This is a genomic window from Chloracidobacterium sp. N (assembly GCF_018304765.1).
Classification (GTDB): Bacteria; Acidobacteriota; Blastocatellia; order Chloracidobacteriales; family Chloracidobacteriaceae; genus Chloracidobacterium; species Chloracidobacterium aggregatum.
Genome location: NZ_CP072643.1, coordinates 747,929 through 767,925, shown reverse-complemented (window position 1 = coordinate 767,925; position 19,997 = coordinate 747,929). Strand labels below are relative to the sequence as shown.

Below are 19,997 nucleotides of genomic sequence, written 5' to 3'. Positions count from 1 at the left end.
GCTGTCGGGAATCCGCATCCCGGAAACCCGGATTACCGGATGATGGAAGTCGTCAGGATGGGAATGAGCGCCGAAGTGACAAGTGTAGGCAGGTTGCGCATCAGGGCCGTTCCGGCCGACCGCAGTTCGGAATGGGGCACGTAGAGCACATCGTTCGCCTGCAACACCAGGTCTTTCTGTTTCCCGGACTGAATCGCGGCGAGGCTGACCTTGATTTCTTCACGCTCCAGCTTGCCGGGCACCGTCCGGTAAAGGCGGAGGTCATTGCGCTTCGCTCCCTCGGCCAGCCCGCTGGCCATGGCGATGGCCTGCGTCACGGTAATCGGGTTGCGCGCCGTAATGGGGCCGGGCTTGCGTACATTCCCGGCCAGATAGACGACATCGGCCCGCGGCACGGAGATGATGTCCCCCGGCTGCAACAACAGGTTGTTTTTGGCATTGCCGGCGATGATGTCATCAATGTTGATGGAAAGGATTTCGACATCCGGCGGCACATCCTCATCCGTTCCCGGTGCTGACGCCGTATCCGTTACCGGTGCCGGCTGGGATTCTTCCGCCGGTTTTGACACATAGCGGATGACATTGACAAAGCGGCTGGAGTCTTCGGCGAGTCCCCCTGCCAGGGCCACGACATCGAGCAGGCGCATGGCGCGCCGCAGCGGTTGCCGTCCCGGCGTGCGGACGGCGCCAATCACGGTCACGAGCCGGGAGTTGAATTCCGTCACCGTGACGCTGACTTCCGGCTGCCGGAGATACTTCCGCAACTCCTGCCGCAGCAAATCGGCGGCTTCGCTCTCGGTCAGCCCGGCCAACTGCTGTTTGCCAATGAACAGCAGCTCGACGCTGCCGCTGTCGCCCACCCGGAAGCGCCCCGTCAGATCGGGCTGCTTGAACACCTTGATGTCCACGACATCCCCTGGGCCAATCACGTAGTCCCCGGTTGGCGCTGTATAGACCTGGGTGGCCCGCACGGCCGGGCTGGGCATCACCGGCGGAAATGAAGGTGGATTCGGCGCTGGCTCCTGGGCAAAACTGAAACCAGCCAGCCCCGGCAACGCCAACCACCATAACGCAAGGCAAAGCATGTGTCGTCGGTTCAACATAGCGCCATCCTGAATCAGAAGTTTGGATAGAGAGTCAGATAGTGACCCTGACTGTAAAGCATTCTCCCCAGGCATCAAAGCCGGTTTGTTGGACGTGGTGCTGCACTTCGCCACTCACCATTCACCATTCACCACTCGCCACTCGCTGGTACGGGCGACCGGCCCCGCTGCCGCTGGTACGTGCGACCGGCCCGGCTGCCACTGGTACGGGCGACCGGCCGGTCGCCACTACTCGCCATTCGCCATTCGCCACTCGCTTCACCATTCACCATTCGCCACTCACACCATGACACTCTCAACCATCACCATCGGCATTCTGACCATTTCGGACCGCGCCAGTCAGGGGGTGTATCAGGACGAGTCCGGCCCGGCCATTCTGGCTGTGCTGCGTGAGTACATCGCCAACGACTGGACGCCCATCATGCGCCTCGTACCTGATGAGCAGCCGCTCATTGAGGCTGAACTCCGGCGGCTCACAGACGAAGACGGCTGCTGCCTGGTCGTCACCACCGGCGGCACGGGGCCCGCCCCACGCGATGTGACGCCGGAAGCCACGGCGGCCGTCTGCGACAAAATGCTGCCCGGCTTCGGCGAACTCATGCGCGCCGTGTCGCTTCAGTACGTCCCGACGGCCATTCTCTCCCGGCAGACGGCCGGCATCCGGGGGCGCAGTCTCATCGTCAACCTGCCCGGCAAGCCCAAATCCATCCGGGAGTGCCTGGCCGCCGTATTCCCGGCGATTCCCTACGGCATTGACCTTATCGGTGGTCCTTACATCACGGGCAACCCGGAGCACGTTACCGTGTTTCGTCCGAAGACGTGATCTGATGCGTGCGTTTTGCGCCCTCTGCCGGGCTGTCCGTTGCCACCTGGCCTGGAGCCTGGCGTTACTGCTGTTTTGTGTGTCGGTTGTCGGCGCGCAAAGTGTTCCTTCGGCGGCAGTGGATGCGGCGGCTCCGGCCGATGACCCGACAGCCCCGGACTATGTCACCCGCCTGACCCGCGCCGACTTCGACCGGCTGGCGCGTCTGACCAGCCAGGGCAAGGAGCTGGCTGTTCCGGGGGTCATGTTCGTCATTGACCGTGCGGATGGGCGCGTCTATTACGCCAACTCGCGCCGGTTCCGGTTTCACAGCGACTTTGCCCGCGCCACCTATCTGACGCTCGATGCCGGCGATGTCTTCCTGCGCCACAACTACACCAACGAACGCCGGCGGTTCCTGCTCGGTACGCTGACGTTTCAACCCCGGCTGGAACGTTTCACCTACGAGTTCTGGGAAGGCGACCTGCTGACGCCAACGTTGCTGGCCGAAGCTCACCAACGCCTGACGGCCACGGGCTTTGCCCCGCTGACGTTCAAGGCCAACGCCCGCCGTCACGAAGAAGTCGCCGCGCAGCTTCCCGACCTGCCCTGGGTTCGGGCGGAGGCCACCCTGCCGGAGACGACGTTTCTGGCACTCAATCCCGGCCGCGCCGTGGGCGTGCTGCGGCTGGTGGAGCAGTTGCCGCCGGAACAACCCTTCGAGCGCGAAGACATTGTGATCTTCAAGGAAACGCCCCTTTCGACGCCGCCCCTGCGCGGCATCCTCGTGACGCAGCCGGGCGCGCCGTTGTCGCACCTGAATCTGCTGGCCAAAGGCTGGGGCATTCCCAACGCCTACGTCAAAGACGCCGACGTACGCTTTCGGAGCCTCGTCAACCGCTGGGTCACGCTCGTCGTCACGGATGACGGCATCACACTCGAACCGGCTGAACAAATCACCGAATCGGAACGCGAACGCGAACTCAGCCGGGAACTGCGCCTCCCACGCGCCGATCTGCGCTGGCGCGCGCTGACCGACCTGTACCGCCAACGGGCGCGGGATGTCGTCCGGTTTGGGGCCAAGTCCGCCAATCTGGGCGAAGTCGCCCAGGCGCGTCTGCCCGGCATCATCGTGCCGCGTGGCTTCACCATTCCCTTTGCCCACTACAAGGCCTTTGCCGACCGGCACGGCATCGAGGCGCGCGTCCTGGCGCTGCTCAACGACGAGCAGTTTCACCACGACCCACAAACCCGGCAGGTTGAGCTGGCGAAGCTGCGGGACTTCATCGTGGCCGCGCCTTTTGACCGGGCATTGCGCCGCGCTGTTCTGGCGAAGGTTCACCGGGAATACCGTGGACGCGGGCTGTTCGTCCGCAGCTCGACCAACGCCGAAGACCTGCCCGACTTCAGCGGCGCCGGGCTGTACACCACCGTGCCCAACGTCATTGGCGACGAGGCTTTGATGACGGCCATCAAGACCGTCTGGGCCTCGATCTGGAACTTCGAGGCGTTTGAAGCCCGTGAAGCGGCGCGCATTGACCATCTGGCCGTCTATCCGGCGGTCCTCATCCAGGAAGGCATCAACGCGGACAGCGCCGGTGTACTTATCACGACCAATCCCTTTGACCGGCGCGACGCCGAGGGTATCTACATCAACGCCAAACGGGGTCTGGGCCTGCGGGTCGTTGAAGGCCGGCGCATCCCGGAGCAGATCATCTACCGTCCCCAAAGCGATGCGGCCCTCGTTCTCACCCGCGCGGATGACGAAACGATATTGACCTTTGACGTAAAAGGCGGCGTCCGGGAAGTGGCCGGCGTTCCCGATCAACCGGTACTCACCGCCGACCTGATCCGCCGGCTGGGGCAGGCGGCGCTGGCGATTGAGCGTCTCTTTGGCGGTGAAAAGCAGGACATCGAATGGCTGACCTACCGTGGACAGCTCTATATCGTGCAGTCACGCCCGTTCATTGACCGCAACCGGCGGCTGGGGGCGGTACGCTGACGGCGGCAGTACGCGCGCGCGGCCCAGGCAGCAGTCCTCGATGCGCTGGCGCAGCGCGGCGGGCGCCAGAACCTCGACTTCCGGCAGCCAGCTCAGGATGAACCGCTCCAGACCGCGCCCCCGCGCCACGGTCATTTCGATGTCAACCGTCTCCGGCCGGCCGCGGGTGGCCGGTGTGTAACTCACGATCCGTTGCGTGACGTGATGCTGGCGCTCCCGAAAAACCTGTGAGGTGACGCCGAAAAACCGCAACCGAACCCGGGTCGGTGCACCGAAAAAACCGTTGAAATGGTATCGCTCCAGGTAGCTCTGCACGCTGGTGAAATCCGGCGGCAGGGTGAACCACTCATCAAGCAGGGTGACGCGCCGCATGTGGTCAATGGCCAGGGTGACAATGCCGCGCCGGCGGCTGTCATAACCAAAAGTCTTGAGCGTCCCGCCGTTGGGATCGAAATACAGCCCGTAGGTGTCATAGCGCCGGGTCTTCGGACGGCGGCTGCTGAGCGAGACGTATTCGACCTCGACGCGCTGCTTCCCGATGGCAGCGGTAAGCACCTGGTTCAGGGTTTCCAGGTGGGGCGTGTAATCCTTCGCCGGGACGAGGGCTGTGCCATAGACGGCGGCCAGCTCACTGAGATGCGCAGCCAGGGCAGGAGGCAAAGTGGCGCGCAGCTTTTCCAGCAGTGACCGCCCATCCTGACTCAACGGCCAGCGGGGCGAGGAGCCATCCATGAGCACCGCCTTTTGCGCCAACCACAGCGCTGCCACTTCCGCTGGCTTGAGCGCCGGCGGCCGGAAGGTGTAGCCATCAGCGAAACCGTAAAACACCTCCCGCCCCCGTTTCTCCTCAGTAATCCGGTAGTGAAACGAAAGCTCATCTACGAGCCGCTTGATGGTTTTCTTGTCACAGCCGAAGTGTTTGGCCAGTTCGGTCTTGGATTTGAAGCCGGAGGCCAGCAGCAGGGGCAGCTCAATGGCCAGGCGCGTCAGATTGCCGCGTTTGGAGTCTGCCTGCGGAGAGACCGGGAGCATGAACGGCTTTCTGTACTCCTTGCGTCAGCCTGAAAGCTTTTGTCGCACAGCACGACCCCGGCGGGCGTGGCCTTTGCGTACGCCCAACCGTTGCGGCGGCTGTTTTGAACCTGTGGCGGATAGATTAGGACGTTGCCCCGTTCCTGTCCACTAAAGTGGCGCGGAAACAGACGGCGAAACTGACTGTCGGCGCGTCCCTTTTGAAGCGGTTGTCAGCCCTTCCTGTTACGCAGGTCTGTGGCATCCTTGTTGCTTTTTCCAATGTTACAAATGTCACAGAGTGTCTGATAGTTTTCGAGCGCATCAAGACCACCGCGTGAGCGGGGAATGATGTGGTCAACGTGGAGTATGGCTCCATCGTGTGAACTTCGCCCACAGGCAACACATCTCCATTGATCCCGCTGGAACACCTGCCAGCGCATTGCAGGCATGACGCGGACTTTCGATTCTGCCGCCCGGGCAGCATGGACTCCAAGCGTTTCCGGCACTGGCAATTCAGTTTGTTCCTCAGTTTCCTCCAGCTCCCGTTCCAGCCAGGCAGACAGCTTCGCAACAAGTGCATCAAGCCGGATCGGCAAACCTTTTGCCATCTGGATATATGAATCATAAACGGGGAAGAAATAAGCGAAGCGATTCACTATTTGCTCCAGAGTGTCTCCCGATACCGGGAAGTGATAAGTGTGACCGAGGAAATGATTGTCATAGAGCTTATGCTTCAACCGGAGTTGATATTCGTCACGGAGTGGTGCAAGGAGCGGCAAGTCTTCCAAGTACGGAATACCCGGTGCCATGCCCGACGCGAAACACAAGGGATTGACCTTGTGTTCGTTATCAATGTGAAAGCGGAGCAGCATTTCAAAAGATCGCGTGTCAAGTCCCTTCAACCACGCATTCTCCAAAACGGTGAAAACGCCATATTGGTCAAGCACAAAAGCAAATCGGAAGGGCAGGATTTGAACGGGTTTTCCATCTTTGCGCGCAAAGCCCGGCCACTTGGCTTTGCGCTGCCCACCGAGACCGACAAAGACGGATTCATACTTGATGAGCAGTTCCCGGTCACGCTTCTGCCGGAAGTTGGGATAGACGCTGACGATGGAATCTTCAAGCGCCTCGATACCGTAAATCTCGCGGATGCAGGCAATTGCGACGTTCATCACCACGCGCAGGCGCGGCAAAACTGAGTGTTTGAGCGCATCCGCCCGCAGTTGAGCGTCGTCAACGAGAAAGAGATTGGCATCCTGCTCATCGAATGTAATGTCTGAGAGTGCTTGAACGCTCATTGTAATGGCTGACGCTTGGCGCAAGGGACGTGCCGTTTGCGGTGCATCCCGCTTGATGCAGTGTCAGGCAATGTACCGGAAAGGGTGCTGTCGCCGGAGTACCACAAGCCCGGTACCGAAGGCGCTGTCGGCTCAAAACACAGTTAGCCAGCGACCACTTTCCTTTGGATTCAGCCCGTATCGGTTTTCTCCCCGCCTCAGCCTGAAAGCTTTTGTCGCACAGCACGACCCCGGCGGGCGTGGCCTTTGCGTACGCCCAACCGTTGCGGCTGATGCTTTGAACCTGTGGCGGACAGCTTAGGACGTTGCCCCGTTCTTGTCCACTGTCGTCCCTACCATATCGGACTGGCTGCTGTCGGCAGCCGAATCCAAACCCAGCGAGGTCAACGCTATGTCACTTTCACTTCAGCAACTCCAGCAGGCCGTCCGCACGGCGACGGCCCTGCGCTGCCGTCTTCGTCTCCAACCGGCTGGCGGCCCTGGCACCAAGGTCTTTCCCCCAACCTACGAAGGCGGACGCTACGCCCTCGAAGAACGCCGGATGCCGGGTTACGACCATCCGGTACGCTGCGTCCTGATGGATTCCGTGCAATCCCAGGCCAACCGCATGGAAGAGGCACTCCAGCAGGCCGTGGATGACGGCCGCCTTGCCCTTCCCCTGGTCGAAGTGGATTTCACGCCCTACTTCCCCGGCAATGGCCAGCCGGAAGACATGCGGCTTCTGGAACCCATCGGCAGGGTGTCGTCCCTGCAGGCCCCACACCGCATCGTGGATGCCATCCTGCGCGACAGCGTCGTGATTCAAGAACAGGGGAAGCCGTTTCGTTCGTCCAACGTCAAGCAGGAATCCTCCTATGGACGCCGGCTTCGTGAAGCGGCAGCCCACCATGCCACGCCTTTGTTCGAGCTGTGCCCAACAGCGCTTCTGTTTGGCATGTGGGATTCCACCGGCCCCAAAGGCGGCCTGGGCGCCAAATTCGAGCGCGCCATGGTGAGCGAGATCGTGGGCATCAACGCCGTTCTGGGCGCGAAAACCAGCAGCCGGATTGACCCGCTGGGCATCCAGCTCAAGGCCGGGCCGCTGTACCGGACGCCGCCCACCGAACCGCTCGGATGGACGCTTGACCCTGGGAAAGCCGTCAAGGACAACAAGGGCAGGCACGTTCTGCTCGGTACCGGACGCACTTCAGAAGCCACCGGACGCCCTTCAGAAGCCAATCACGGCAATGTCACCCCAACCATCTCCGAACGTGACCGGCAGGGTGAATTCCTGGGCGGCGGCGTCACCATTGACTACGCCGAACAGAGCATCGTCCTGTCGCTGCCGGCCCTGCGCCGGCTCCGCTTCCCCATCAATGGTCAGCACAACCCCAAGGCCGATGAAGCGGCGTGGACCGTACTGGCGGCGCTGGGCCTCTGTGCGGCCATTCTGGCCGACGACGCCGGGCTGGATTTGCGTTCCCGCTGCCTGCTCTGGCCGCAGGAGCCGTTGAAGTGGGAACTGCTGGGCCGCCCCGGTGAAATTCAGTCAGACATCGTTCTCGATGCGGAAGCCGCGCTCCGGCTGTTCATGGAAGCCGTTGACGAAGCCCGGAAGTGTGGCCTTCCGTGGCGCACCACCCCGCTCCAGCTTCAGCCGGCGCCGGAACTCGTCAAGCTCGTCGTCAAAAGCCAACAACTGGCGCAGAGCCAGGGAACCCAGGAGGAGTAACCGCCATGCTGACGTTGGCTTGGACCTACCTGACGGGCTACGCCCGCGCCACCGACCCGGCGCGGCGCGACGCCCCGGAGTGGCCGCCACATCCGGCGCGGGTGTGGCTGGCGCTGGCGGCCGCCTTTTTCGAGACCGGCGAGGACCCCGCCGAAGGTCAGGCGCTGGAGTGGCTGCGCACGCTGCCTGACCCGCAGGTGTGGCTTCCTGTCCAGGCTGGCGGCCGCCGGCACGTTGTCACCGCCTACGTGCCGGTCAACGACAAGGCCGAAGGCACGGCCCTGCTGCAATCCGCCCCGCTGGCACGCAGCAAGCAGCCGCGCACATTTCCGGCGGTCTGGGTTGGCGACCGGCCATGCTTCCTGCACTGGCCGGAAGCCCCGGACAGCGACCGCTACCGACCGGCGCTGACGCAGCTCTGCGCCAGGGTGACGCGCCTCGGACACTCGGCTTCACTGGTGCAGATGTGGGTCGCCGAAAGACCGCCCACACCGGAGGACAGCTTTGCTGGCTGGCTGCCGACGGAAGAGGCGGACAGCGGGTTGGCTGACCTGCACCTCCGCCGTATCTTCCAGGGACCTTCACTCGAACGCCTGCGGGAAACGTTTCAGGCTGGCCGGCGTCCGCTGGTCGGTCTGGCCGCCGGGTATCGTGCCGCCACCTTCACACCGCCGCCTATGACCAACACAACGGTTTTCGACCGCGACCTTCTGGTGTTGACACAAGTTGACGGCCCGGCGCTGCCGGTCACCGCCAGCCTTCAGGTGATGCAGGCGCTCCGGGACACCCTGATGGCGCACTGCCCGCAGCCGCCGCCGGCATGGGTGAGCGGCCATGACGCCCAGGGCCAACCGCTGGCCGACGGGCGCGGACATCTGGCGCTGCTCCCTCTGCCTTTCGTGGGCTACGAATATGCTGATGGGCGGTTGCTCGGCGTGGCGCTGGCGTTCCCCACGGAGATTGACCGCCGCGAGCGCGGCCGCGTCATCGGGCCGCTCTTTGTCAACCAGCAGGGCAAGCCGGCGGATGTCAGTCTCCGGCTCGGCCGGCTGGGCGTCTGGGTGCTGCGCAAGCGTGCCTGGGACGACACCCGCCTCACGCTCCAGCCTGAAACCTGGACGGCCTTTCCCCGTGGAGCCAAACGCTGGGCCAGCGTGACGCCGGTCGTGCTCGACCGCTTCCCCAAAGCCAACCGCCTGACCGAGCGCGCCAACTGGGAATACGAAGTCGGCTCCATTCTCTTTGAGGCCTGCCAGTACGCCGGGCTGCCGGAGCCGGTTGAAATTGACTTCGGCACAACGGCCTGGACTCCGGGTGCTCCCCGCGCCATTGCCAAAGAGCGTCCCGTGCGCGGCGCTTCCCCGCCGGCGCAGGCCAGGCTGGGCGACGGATTTCCCCCCTACCTGCTCAAAGGCGCACGCGCTGCAAAGCCACAGGTTCATGTCTTCTTGCGTTTTGCCGAGCCGGTCGTTGGCCCGGTTCTGCTCGGCGCTGGCCGCTTTCTCGGCTACGGCCTGTTCAAACCCCTCGATTTTTTTGTTCCCAAACGGAGCTAGCCCATGACGCAGGTTGGTATTGACGACTTTGACGCTTTTTTCCGCGAAGCTCACGACTGTGATCCCTACCCGTGGCAGCGGCGACTGGCGGCCGCAGCCGTAGCTGGAACCTGGCCGCCGGTGCTCGATCTGCCCACCGGCAGCGGCAAAACGGCCGTGATTGACATTGCCGTGTTCGCTCTCGCCTGTCAGGCGGCGCTGGAACCGCCGGCGCGCACGGCCGCGCGCCGGGTGTTTTTTTGCGTCAACCGGCGCGTCATTGTGGATGCCGCTTACGAGCGGGCCCTGCGCCTGGCCGGGAGACTGCTGGAAGCGGAAGCTTCCCCGACCCGGTGGCCGACGCTGCACAAGGTTGCGGCGGCTTTGCGGCAGCTTTCAACCCTCCGCCCGGAAAGCGCGCCACCGCTCGATGTGCTGGAACTGCGCGGCGGTCTGTACCGCGACAATCGCTGGGCCCGGTCGGTGACGCAGCCCATGGTGGTCTGCACAACCATTGACCAGTTTGGCTCGCGGCTGCTCTTTCGCGGCTACGGTGTTTCGGCCCACGCGGCTCCGATTCACGCCAGTCTGGCCGCCTACGACAGCCTGGTGTTTCTCGATGAAGCCCACATCAGCAAACCTTTCCAGCAAACCCTGGATGCCGTCCGGGACTACCTTGACCCGCAGCGGTGGGCAGAAGAAGCCATCGGTGTGTCCCCTTTTCGGCTCGTGGCCATGACGGCGACGCCGCCCAAAGCCGCCGGCCAGGCGGCCTTCCGACTGGACCATACCGACCGGCGCACGCCACGCCTGGCTGCCGTTCTGGGTGCTGACAAACTGGTGCAGCTCAGGGTTGTCTCCGATCTTCCGAAAGACCTTGTTTCTGAAGCCGAGGCGATGGCGGAAGCCGGTCAACTGGGCAAAGCGGCTGTTGGCATCATTGTCAACCGGGTGGCGACGGCCCGCGCCGTCCACCGGCTGCTCTGCGAAGCCTTTCCCGATGCCCCGGTGGAACTCGTCATCGGCCCGATGCGTCCGGTTGACCGCGACGCCCAGCAGCGGCGCTTGATTCCGCTCATTGGCCCTAACCGGCCTGACGAAAGCGCGCAGCTCAGCTTTGTGGTGGCGACCCAGTGCCTTGAAGTCGGCGCCGACTATGACTTTGACGTGCTGCTGACGGAATGCGCCTCACTGGACGCGCTCCGGCAGCGGTTCGGACGGCTCAACCGCCGCGGTCGGCCCATTGCAGCCTTGGCCGTGGTGTTCATCGAAGTAAAGGCGCTCAATCCCAAAAAGCCCGATCCTGTCTATGGCGACGCCCTGCCCAAAACCTGGGAATGGCTTACCAAGTGGGGGCAATCCAAAAACGTGAATTTTGGCATTGACGCTTTTGACGCTTACCTGAACGGCCAGGGGCTGCCCGTGGAATGTCTGGCGCCTGCCGCCCGGCGCGAACCTGCGGTGCTGCTGCCGGCGCATCTGGACTTGCTCTGCCAGACGAGTCCCCGCCCGGCGCTGGAACCCAACGTGGCGCAGTTGCTGCATGGCCCGCAGCCCGGCGAACCGGACGTGCAGGTGTGCTGGCGGGCTGACCTCGATGCTTTTCCGCCGGATGACTGGAGTGAAGTCGTCAGCCTGCTGCCGCCGACGGCAACCGAGTGCATGACCGTACCGATGTCGGTGGTGCGCCGGTGGCTGACCGGTGCGGAGGAGACTGGCAAAGACGATGCGGCTGACCTTTTGGAGCTTGGCGGCGAAACAGCCGGGACGGATGCCAAACCGGAAGCTACAGACGGAAGTGCCGTCAAGCCTGAGCGCCGTGGCCTGCTGTGGCGTGGTCTGGCGGACAACCGGCTTTTGACGGCAGTGGGTGACCTGCATCCGGGCGATACCCTGATCCTGCCGGTGGCGGCCGGCGGCTGGGAGGTGTTGGGACATCTGCCGGCGGACGCCTCGCCAGATGTAGCCGAAGCTGCTTCTGTGACAGCCCGCAACCGCCCTGTCGTACGGCTGCACCCACATCTTTTTGACCGCGAGTGGCCGGCTCTGCAGGAACTCTTCACCCGCCTGACCGAGCCGGAAACCGTGTTCGGGGTGGAGGACTGGCGCGAAGCGTTGCGCGCTCTGGCTGACGACCTGCAAACCGGAGCGGAAGACAAGTTGCCTCAGCACTGGCCGGCTGACGCCCTGCGCACGGCGCTGCACCAGTTGGCTGACCCAAAGCTGGGCCTGCTTCGTACGCCTTACCCGGACGGCCGGGGCTACGTGCTGACCACCCGGAAGCGACTGGCCGGGAGGGCGGACTGGTCGCTGCCGCTGATGGACGAAGGCGAAGATGAGCGTTCCTGGATTGCCAGCGCCGAGCCGGTGACGCTGGCGGCGCACAGCCGGCATGTCCGGGATGAAATCCAGCGTACGGTACGGGCGCTGCCGCTGAACATTCGGGAGGAAGTGTTTCTGGCGGCGGCCGAGGCCCACGACTGGGGCAAGGCGGATGAACGCTTCCAGGCGCTTTTGCAGCGTGCTGACCGGACGGAAACCTGGCTGCTGGGGGCTTCCCCGCTGGGTTTGCTGGCCAAGTCGGACGGCTTGCCATTGACGCCGCTCGAACGGCGGCAGGCGCACGAGCGGGCCGGGCTGCCGGCCGGTTTCCGGCACGAGATGCTTTCAGTGCAGATGTTGGAAACCCTCCTTGGGAGTGTGGGCGTCCCGCCCGCAAAGCCTGGGAACGCGGGCATCCTGCCCGCAGAGCCTGGGAATGTGGGCGTCCCGCCCGCAGGGACTGAACTCGATCTCATCCTTTACCTCATTGGCACACACCACGGACGGGGCCGCCCGCTGGCCCCGGTCGTGGTGGACCTCGAAGCGCCTGACGTTGCCCTCACGGCCGAGCTTTTGGGCCAGTCGTACACCGTGGCGGTATCGCATGCCTGGCGTGAAAAAGCGCCGCCGCACCGGCTCGATTCGGGCATTGGCGCGCGTTTCTGGCGGATGCAGCGCCGTTTCGGTTGGTGGGGCGCGGCGTATCTGGAGACGATTCTGCGCCTGGCTGACCACCAGTCCAGCGCCGATGAAGAAGCCGGTCTTGTGTCATGACCGGGAGAGGAAATGGCTTTTGACTGACTTGGGAGAAACCGATGACACCGAATCACCACATTGTGTTGCGCGGATTGGATGGCACAACGCCGCTGGGTTTTCTGGCGGCGCTGGGGCTGGTGAATGCTTTGCGGGAATGCCTGCCGGATTTGTGTCTGGCGTGGACGACTGACGAGGGCGGGTGGGTAGCCCAACTGGGCAGCTCAGCGCCAATCCGTCAGGCCGACCTGCTGGACCGGCTGGATAAAACGCTGGTCAAGTCACTGAACCAGCATCCGGCGCGGCTTTACGAAGAAGTCAAACAACAGCCGGGGAATGTGTTTTTGCAGGTACGTCAGGCAGCGGCTGTTGGTCATCGTCGGGAGGCTGATTTTCTGGCCGCGATCGCCAGCAATCTGGCGCCGGCAGAGGCGACGAGCCAGCTTCAGACAACGCGCCGGGATTATCACGTAGGCAATATCGAGTCCATTTTGGGAAGAACCACGCGCAGTCATCTGGACCGGACGCTGTTCAAGCCGTGGGATTACGCCGACCCGATGGACAATCAATCCCTACATCTCGACCCTTCGGAGGACCGGCGGCATGCCTATCAGTGGCATAAGCCCTCTGGCGACCCGACCCGCAGGCGGCGGGGCACGATGTTGGGTGCCAACCGGTTGGCAATTGAGGCGTTTGCGTGGTTCACCGTCTGGCCTGTGGGTGGCGCGCTCAAAACGCTTGGATTCAGCGGGTTTGGCAGCCGGGAGACGCGGTGGACGTGGCCCATCTGGACGCCCTTTGTTCCGCCTGATCTCATCCCTTCCCTGCTGGCGTTGGCGCCACTTCAGGATGATCCCATCGGGGAGAGCGACCGGCGGCGGTTGCGTCACATGGGGATTGCGGCGGTGTATCGCGTACGGCGGATTTTGGTCGGCAAGACACCGAACTTCACGCCGGCGCGCAAGATCGCCTAATCCCCTGGGAGCGCGGGCATCCCTGGGAGCGCGGGCGTCTCGCCCGCGTGAAAGCCTGGGAGTGTGAGCATCCCTGGGAGTGTGGGCGTCTCGCCTGCGTGAAAGCCTGGGAGTGCGGGCGTCTCGCCCGCGTGAAAGCCTGGGAGTGCGGGCGTCTCGCCCGCATATCTCGAAGCGCGGGTATCCTGTCCGCAGAACCACTTCACAAAATTTGAAAGCCTATGAAAGAAAACTTCCTTGCCACACCGGACCTCATTCCGGCCCGGATGCTCAATGAGTATGTGTACTGCCCACGTCTGTTTTACCGAAAAAACGCCGTAAAGCCCTGCACTTTAGGGCAGGGATATAAGGCGCACGCTGTTTTATCAAGCCAAACCTGTGATAAAATAGCAGTATGAGAGTCATGGAAGCCAAGCTACTCAACGGGACAGCAAAGCAGTATCACGCTCTGGATGAAGCCATCCGTACCACACAGTTTGTCAGAAACAAATGTGTGCGGTACTGGATGGACAACAAGAGCGTCAACAAAGCTGTTCTCTATGCCCACTGCAAAGACCTGGCCAAAGAGTTTGACTTTGCCAGGAAGTTAAACTCAGCGGCAAGGCAGGCAAGTGCAGAGCGAGCCTGGGCTTCCATTTCCCGGTTCCATACCAACTGCAGAAACAAGGCGGTCAGGAAAGGCTATCCGCAGTTCAAGAAGAACTGTCGGTCGGTCGAGTACAAGCTGTCCGGCTGGAAGCTGTCTCCTGACGGCATGTCCATCACGTTCACCGACGGCTTCAACGCAGGAACATTCGCCTTGTACTGCAATGGTGAGGCAAGACACCATATCCTGAACTGCAAAATCAATCGGGTGCGGGTGATACGCAGGGCAGATGGGTACTATGCCCAGTTCTGCCTGGATGTGGAGCGCAAAGAGCGGGGAGCATACACAGGCAATGTGATTGGCATTGACTTGGGCTTGAAGGCTTTCTACACCGACCAGAACGGCAACCCTGTAGAGTGTCCCAAGTATCTGCGGAAAGCAGAGAAGCGGCTAAAGCGCCACCAGCGCAGGTTGAGCAGGAAGTTCAGGAAAGGGGCGAAACCTCAATCCAGGAACTACCACAAGCAAAAGAAAAGACTGGGCAAAGCACATCTGAAAGTCCAACGCCAGCGTAAAGACTGGGTGATTAAGTTAGCCCGGTGCGTGGTGGCATCTCACGATGTCGTGGTGTACGAAGACTTGCAGGTGAAGAACCTGGTCAAAAATCATCATCTTGCCAAATCCATTCATGATGCTGGCTGGTCTCAATTCACTGCGTGGCTGGACTACTACGGCAAGGTGTGGGACAAGGCAGTCGTCAGCGTACCACCGCAGTACACCACACAGGACTGTAGTAACTGTGGGCGTATGGTAGTAAAAACCTTGGCCACCAGAACCCATAGTTGTCCTCAATGTGGATTTGAATCAGACAGAGACCGGAATGCGGCTTTGAACATCCTCAAGAAGGGACTAAGCATCTTGGGAATGGAGTGGCAAAACAGTACCTTTGGGCAAAAGGGAACTGCCTCGAAAGAGGGAACGCTTGGGGAGAGATGCACCGCTGCTTTAGAGGGGCAACCTGATGAAGTAAGTGCGCTCGCAGAACCAGGAACAAGAATCCCCTGCCTTTAGGCAGGGGAGTATGTCAACTTGAGTATGTACAGCGTGAGTGGGCGGAGAATGTTGACGTTCTGGAAGGACGTTTTGTCCATCGGCGCGTTGATCGGCCGGGCGGGCCGGCGCCGGTGCCGGCCGAAATCACGGCGGAGAGCAAAATCCATGCGCGTTCGGTGGAGGTTGGCTGCCCGGAGCTTGGCGCTGTGGCGGTGATTGACCTGCTTGAAAGTGACGACGGGCAGGTGGTGCCGGTGGATTACAAACGGGGTGCCGCGCCGGACCTGCTGGAAGGCGCTTGGGAACCGGAGCGCATTCAGGTTTGTTTGCAGGGGCTTTTGCTGCGCGCCAATGGCTATCGCTCTGGTTATGGGATTATCTACTACGCAGCCGATAAAACCCGTGTCCGGGTGGATTTCACGCCGGTTCTCATCGCGCGGACAAAGCAGCTTTTGGCAGCGGCGCGGGCTTTGGCGGTTTCCGGTACGATACCTCCGCCGTTGGTCAACTCCAACAAGTGCCCACGCTGTTCTCTGGTCGGTATTTGTCTGCCGGATGAAATCAATTTCCTGCGCGGCGATGACAAGGTTGATGACAGGGCTTCAGAAGCCACGGCAGCAACGGTTCTACCGTCTGCAGCCGAAGCGGCTGAAGTCGCGTTGCCGGTTCCAACCGGCAGGGAAGTACGGCGACTGGTACCGGCGCGTGACGACAACAAGGCCGTCTATGTTCAGGGTCAGGGTTATGCGTTAGGCCTCAATGGCACCGTACTTGAAATCCGCGACAAAGGACAGGCCGTAGATGCGGTGCGGTTGGTTGAAATCAGCCAGGTCAACCTTTTTGGCAACGTACAGATTTCGGCGCAGGCACTTCGGGCTTTGGTGAACCGGGAGGTTCCCGTCTTGCACCTGAGCTATGGTGGCTGGTTGCAGGCTGTGACGACGGCCCCACCACACAAAAACATTGAATTACGTCAGCGGCAGTTTCAGGCGGCCGGAAATCCGGAGTTTTGTCTCAGGCTGGCGAAGGCTTTTGTAAGTGGAAAAATCCGTAACAGCCGTCTTCTTTTGCGGCGAAATGGGCGTCAACTTGATCCAGATGTGTTGTCCCAGTTGGCGGCCTCGCGTGGTGCAGTTGAGAGGTGTGAGGAACTGTCTTCGCTTTTGGGAATTGAGGGCAATGCAGCGCGCGAGTATTTCCGTCATTTCCCGGCAATGTTCAAGCCGGGCAATGAGCCGCCATTTGATTTTACCGGGCGCAACCGGCGTCCGCCCAAGGACCCGGTCAATGCCTTGCTTTCCTTTGCGTACAGTCTTTTGGTCAAGGAAATGATGGTGGCCGTCATTGGCGTTGGCTTTGATCCTCACCTTGGTTTTTACCACCAGCCGCGCTATGGAAGACCGGCTTTGGCTCTTGACCTGATGGAGGAGTTTCGCCCTTTGGTAGCGGATTCGGTAGTCATCACGGTTATCAACAATGGTGAAATCGGGCCTTCGGATTTCATCCAGCGGGGCGAAGCAGTGGCATTGACACCGCGTGGTAGAAAGACCTTCATCGAGGCTTTTGAGCGTCGGCTGGATCAGTTGGTCACACATCCGGTTTTCAACTATCAGGTCAGCTATCGGCGGATTTTTGAAATTCAGGCGCGACTTCTGGCGCGTACGCTGATGGGTGAAATTCCACGCTACATTCCCTTTGTCACTCGCTGACGGGTGGAAAAACCAGGAGAGGGTTCGATGCGGAGTCGGTACATTGTTTGCTATGACATTGCCAATCCGAAGCGGTGGCGTCAGGTCTATCGGATTATGCGTGGATTTGGCGATCCCTTGCAGTATTCGGTTTTTCGGTGTGATTTGTCGGCGACGGAGCGTGTCCTGTTGTTGATGGCGGTGACCGAAGTAATCAACCAGCGTGAGGATCGGATTATGCTGGTGGATGTTGGTCCGGTGGACGGGCGTGGCCGGACTTGCATCGAGGCGCTTGGGAAGCCTTTGGAAGTGGCGCCGACGGAGCGCATCACGGTTGTTGTATAGCGTTCATTGGCTTAGAGTGGTGACGTGTGGGGTCTGTGCGAGAGGCGGGGTGGTGCCGTGTGGTGCGGGAGCCGCTCGCAGGACTTAGGGGCTTATGTGGCTTGAGTTTACAAAAACAGGGTTGACGCGATCCGGGTTTCGTGGGTACAAACTCTCCGCCGCTCGCAAGATACCCTGCAGGTCTTTGAAAGCAAGGGACTTGTGAGAGTGCGGTTTTCCGCTTTGAAAAAAAAGCGGCTCCATTGAAGCGGAGTGCGCGTCAGAGGACGCGCACCTCTGACGCGGGTAGTTTTCCGCTTTGAAAAAAAGCGGCTCCATTGAAGCAATTCAAGGGGTCTTTTTCAAGACCCATGACACGAGTTTTCCGCTTTGAAAAAAAGCGGCTCCATTGAAGCCTTCTGCCGGATATAATCCGGCCTCCTGCGCCCGAACGTTTTCCGCTTTGAAAAAAAGCGGCTCCATTGAAGCGCGGACATAGCAGATAGTGGACAGGGAATAGAAAATAGTTTTCCGCTTTGAAAAAAGCAGCCCTATCGAAGCTCCACTATTTCCTACCCCCTGTCCGCTATTTCCTACCCCGTTTTCCGCTTTGAAAAAAAAGCAGCTCCATTGAAACCTTTGCAAGGCTTCAATGGAGCAAAGCAGGAGTTTACGAGAACGTCCAACCCCTACCAGTGCGGGGCCTGGCCGATAATCTCGATGCCGGTCAGATACCCCTGTTCATCCCGGGCAATCGTCCGTACAATCGCCTCTCCACGCCAACCATAATCCGGCACCGAAACGGTGAGCGGTGATGGAATGGCCATCGGCTGCGCCAGCCGAACACAGGCACCTGACTGGCTGACATCCACCGTCTCCGTTTCCTGCTCAAAAGACCGGCCGCTGAGGTCCGTTCCAGCAACAACCACCCGGACCGTAAGCTTCCGGCGCGGTTCACGCCGCACTGTCGCCCACCCCTGACGGGGCCGCAAAAGTGTCTCATGTTCCACAAACACCAGGTTTTTTGCCGTGCTGTGAAAAAACGTGTGTTCGCCATCGCCATCGCCCCGCTTGTCCACCTCACCTTTCGCTGAAACGAGTTCCTCGCCCCACAAAAGGCGATACACGTTGACCTCCCGCAGCTTTCCCTTGACCTTCAAACCACCCAGCGGAACAAAAGCAAACTCCCGTTCCTCTTCCCCAAACTCAAAACCGGTCTGAAGCAACGCCTTCAAACACTGGGCGGTTGTCTCCCCAATCAGGATTTCACCCGGTTTGGCATTGGACTCCAACCGCGCCGCCAGGTTCACGGCATCTCCAATGACGGTGTAATCCGTACGCTGGCGGGAACCAATGTAACCCGCCGTCACCTCCCCGGTGTTGATGCCGATGCCAATACTCAACCGCAGGTCTGATCCCCTAGCTTTTAGGTCGGCATTGACCTGCTCGATGACTTCCTGCAGGGCAATCGCCGCTTGGACAGCATTGATTGGGTCACGCTCACTGGGCTGAGGCGCCCCAAATAACGCCATGATGCCGTCGCCAATGAACTTGTCGAGCGACCCCCCGTGCCGAAAAATGGCCGTCGCCGCCCGTTCAAAGTAGTTGTTCAAAATGGCAACGATTTCCTGCGGCGACTTGCGCTCGGAAAGCGTGGTGAAACCCCGGATGTCTGCAAACAGCGTCGTCACCACCTGGTTTGTGCCGCCAAGTTGCAGGCTGTCCGGGTCCTTCATAATCTGATCGACAACGTGCGGCGGCAGAAAGCGCCGGTAAGCCGTTCGCGCGGCTTCTTCATGCAGGAGACGTTCATGGGCCATGAGGCTCTCCAACGTCAGTGCCACCGTCGAAGCCAAACCCGTCAGGTAATCCACATCGTCTTCCGTAAAACCATCCCGATGCAAACTGTCGGCATAAATCACACCCAGCGGACCCTCTTCCTGACCGAGCATCGGCACACACATCAGAGACTGGATGCCCAGAATGGCCGTGCCCTTGACGTCCGTCATGTCCCGGCTCAGCAGTGAAACCCGCTCCTGCATCACCTTCCGAATCACACTGCGGCTGACAGGCATCTTCCCGTAAGCCGCACGCGTGACGTCATCGCGGTATGTGGCCCACTCAATCATCGGCTGATCATCCAACCCCCGCTTGCCAATCAGCAGCCGCCCCGCATTCGAGATTTCAAAAACCTGCCGGGCAACCTCGGCATAGATGGCCGCTTTGTCAAACTCGCGCGCAACCCGTTTGTTGAAGTCGTAAAAGAGACTGAGAATCTGGCTGCGCTTTTTCAAAAGGTGCAGTTCTTCGGCGCTGACCGGAATGCTCTGCGCGGGCGGCGGTGCCACGGCCCGGAAACTGCTCGACGGCTTCCCCGTCACCTCCCCCGAACGCCCCAGCGCCAGCAGTGCCGCCGCCTTCTGCAAGCGGACCGTCCCGGTAATCGGTGTGTCGTCATAACGAATGTTCACCGGCGGCGCCGGCAGCCGAAATACCAACGTATGACTGCCAATGCCAATGCTGTCGCCATCCTTCAGAGAGACCGGCCGCGTCACCAGCTTGCCATTGAGAAGCGTGCCGTTCCGGCTGCCCAGATCAACCAACTCGTAGTTCCCATCCGGTAAGGCTTCAATCCTGGCGTGCGAACGGGACGCCCGCTCATCCGCGACAATGACATCACTGGTGGTGGCGCGCCCAATCACCAGCGGAAACTTCCGGCATTCGTCCACACGCTCATTCGCCGTTGGCCCCGTCACAACCAGTTTGGGAAACTCCATAGGCTCAAACCTTCTCTTCCCGGGTGCGTCATCCTCCGCAGCACCACCGCCGAAA

13 protein-coding genes are annotated in these 19,997 nt (G+C 61.1%); 9 read left to right on the top strand and 4 right to left on the bottom strand.

Annotation, left to right across the window (positions count from 1 at the left end):
• Positions 1–32: 32 nt before the first annotated feature.
• Positions 33–1,085 (bottom strand): polysaccharide biosynthesis/export family protein, encoded by a 1,053-nt coding sequence (locus J8C05_RS14190; protein ID WP_211423405.1) that lies wholly within the window; start codon positions 1,083–1,085, stop codon positions 33–35.
• Positions 1,086–1,389: 304 nt separating this feature from the next.
• On the opposite strand from J8C05_RS14190, the gene mog reads away from it, so the two are divergent.
• Both mog and J8C05_RS14180 read left to right on the top strand, forming a co-directional pair.
• Complete coding sequence (gene mog / locus J8C05_RS14185) at positions 1,390–1,926, top strand: molybdopterin adenylyltransferase (protein WP_211423404.1); 537 nt, start codon at positions 1,390–1,392, stop codon at positions 1,924–1,926.
• Positions 1,927–1,930: 4 nt separating this feature from the next.
• Positions 1,931–3,907 (top strand): PEP/pyruvate-binding domain-containing protein, encoded by a 1,977-nt coding sequence (locus J8C05_RS14180; protein WP_211423403.1) that lies wholly within the window; start codon positions 1,931–1,933, stop codon positions 3,905–3,907.
• Here J8C05_RS14180 and J8C05_RS14175 read toward each other — a convergent pair.
• Positions 3,860–4,939: a helix-turn-helix transcriptional regulator gene (locus J8C05_RS14175; RefSeq protein WP_211423402.1), complete on the bottom strand. Its 1,080-nt coding sequence runs from the start codon at positions 4,937–4,939 to the stop codon at positions 3,860–3,862. The two genes, J8C05_RS14180 and J8C05_RS14175, sit on opposite strands and share 48 nt — an antisense overlap.
• 212 nt (positions 4,940–5,151) lie before the next feature.
• A complete protein-coding gene (locus J8C05_RS14170) occupies positions 5,152–6,219 on the bottom strand; it encodes an HNH endonuclease (protein ID WP_211423401.1) in 1,068 nt (355 codons plus the stop codon).
• Positions 6,220–6,610: 391 nt separating this feature from the next.
• On the opposite strand from J8C05_RS14170, the gene cas7g reads away from it, so the two are divergent.
• The 7 genes from cas7g to cas2 all read left to right on the top strand — a co-directional run bounded on the left by cas7g (position 6,611) and on the right by cas2 (position 17,186).
• On the top strand, positions 6,611–7,930 hold the full coding sequence (gene cas7g, locus J8C05_RS14165; protein WP_211423400.1) for a type I-G CRISPR-associated RAMP protein Csb1/Cas7g: 1,320 nt from the start codon (positions 6,611–6,613) through the stop codon (positions 7,928–7,930).
• A 5-nt stretch (positions 7,931–7,935) separates the two neighbouring features.
• Positions 7,936–9,486 carry a type I-G CRISPR-associated protein Csb2 gene (gene csb2, locus J8C05_RS14160; protein WP_211423399.1) on the top strand — a complete coding sequence of 517 codons (1,551 nt, stop codon included), beginning with the start codon at positions 7,936–7,938 and terminating at the stop codon, positions 9,484–9,486.
• Positions 9,487–9,489: 3 nt separating this feature from the next.
• Entirely contained in the window at positions 9,490–12,561 is a 3,072-nt protein-coding gene (gene cas3g, locus J8C05_RS15680) for a type I-G CRISPR-associated helicase/endonuclease Cas3g (RefSeq protein WP_211423398.1), read from the top strand.
• A 41-nt stretch (positions 12,562–12,602) separates the two neighbouring features.
• Entirely contained in the window at positions 12,603–13,514 is a 912-nt protein-coding gene (locus tag J8C05_RS14150; RefSeq protein WP_211423397.1) for a type I-G CRISPR-associated protein, Cas3-extension family, read from the top strand.
• A 403-nt stretch (positions 13,515–13,917) separates the two neighbouring features.
• Positions 13,918–15,171, top strand: coding sequence for an RNA-guided endonuclease InsQ/TnpB family protein (locus J8C05_RS14145; RefSeq protein ID WP_459543845.1), 1,254 nt, complete (start codon positions 13,918–13,920; stop codon positions 15,169–15,171).
• A complete protein-coding gene (gene cas4g/cas1g / locus J8C05_RS14140; RefSeq protein ID WP_211424023.1) occupies positions 15,162–16,862 on the top strand; it encodes a CRISPR-associated endonuclease Cas4g/Cas1g in 1,701 nt (566 codons plus the stop codon). The genes J8C05_RS14145 and cas4g/cas1g overlap by 10 nt, the downstream gene beginning before the upstream one ends.
• A 27-nt stretch (positions 16,863–16,889) precedes the next feature.
• Entirely contained in the window at positions 16,890–17,186 is a 297-nt protein-coding gene (cas2, locus tag J8C05_RS14135; RefSeq protein ID WP_014101551.1) for a CRISPR-associated endonuclease Cas2, read from the top strand.
• A gap of 668 nt (positions 17,187–17,854) precedes the next feature.
• On the opposite strand, the gene J8C05_RS14130 is transcribed toward cas2, so the two are convergent.
• The gene (locus tag J8C05_RS14130) at positions 17,855–19,942 is read right to left on the bottom strand and encodes an adenylate/guanylate cyclase domain-containing protein (RefSeq protein ID WP_211423395.1); all 2,088 of its coding nucleotides are present in this window, start codon (positions 19,940–19,942) and stop codon (positions 17,855–17,857) included.
• Between the last annotated feature and the right edge of the window lie 55 nt (positions 19,943–19,997).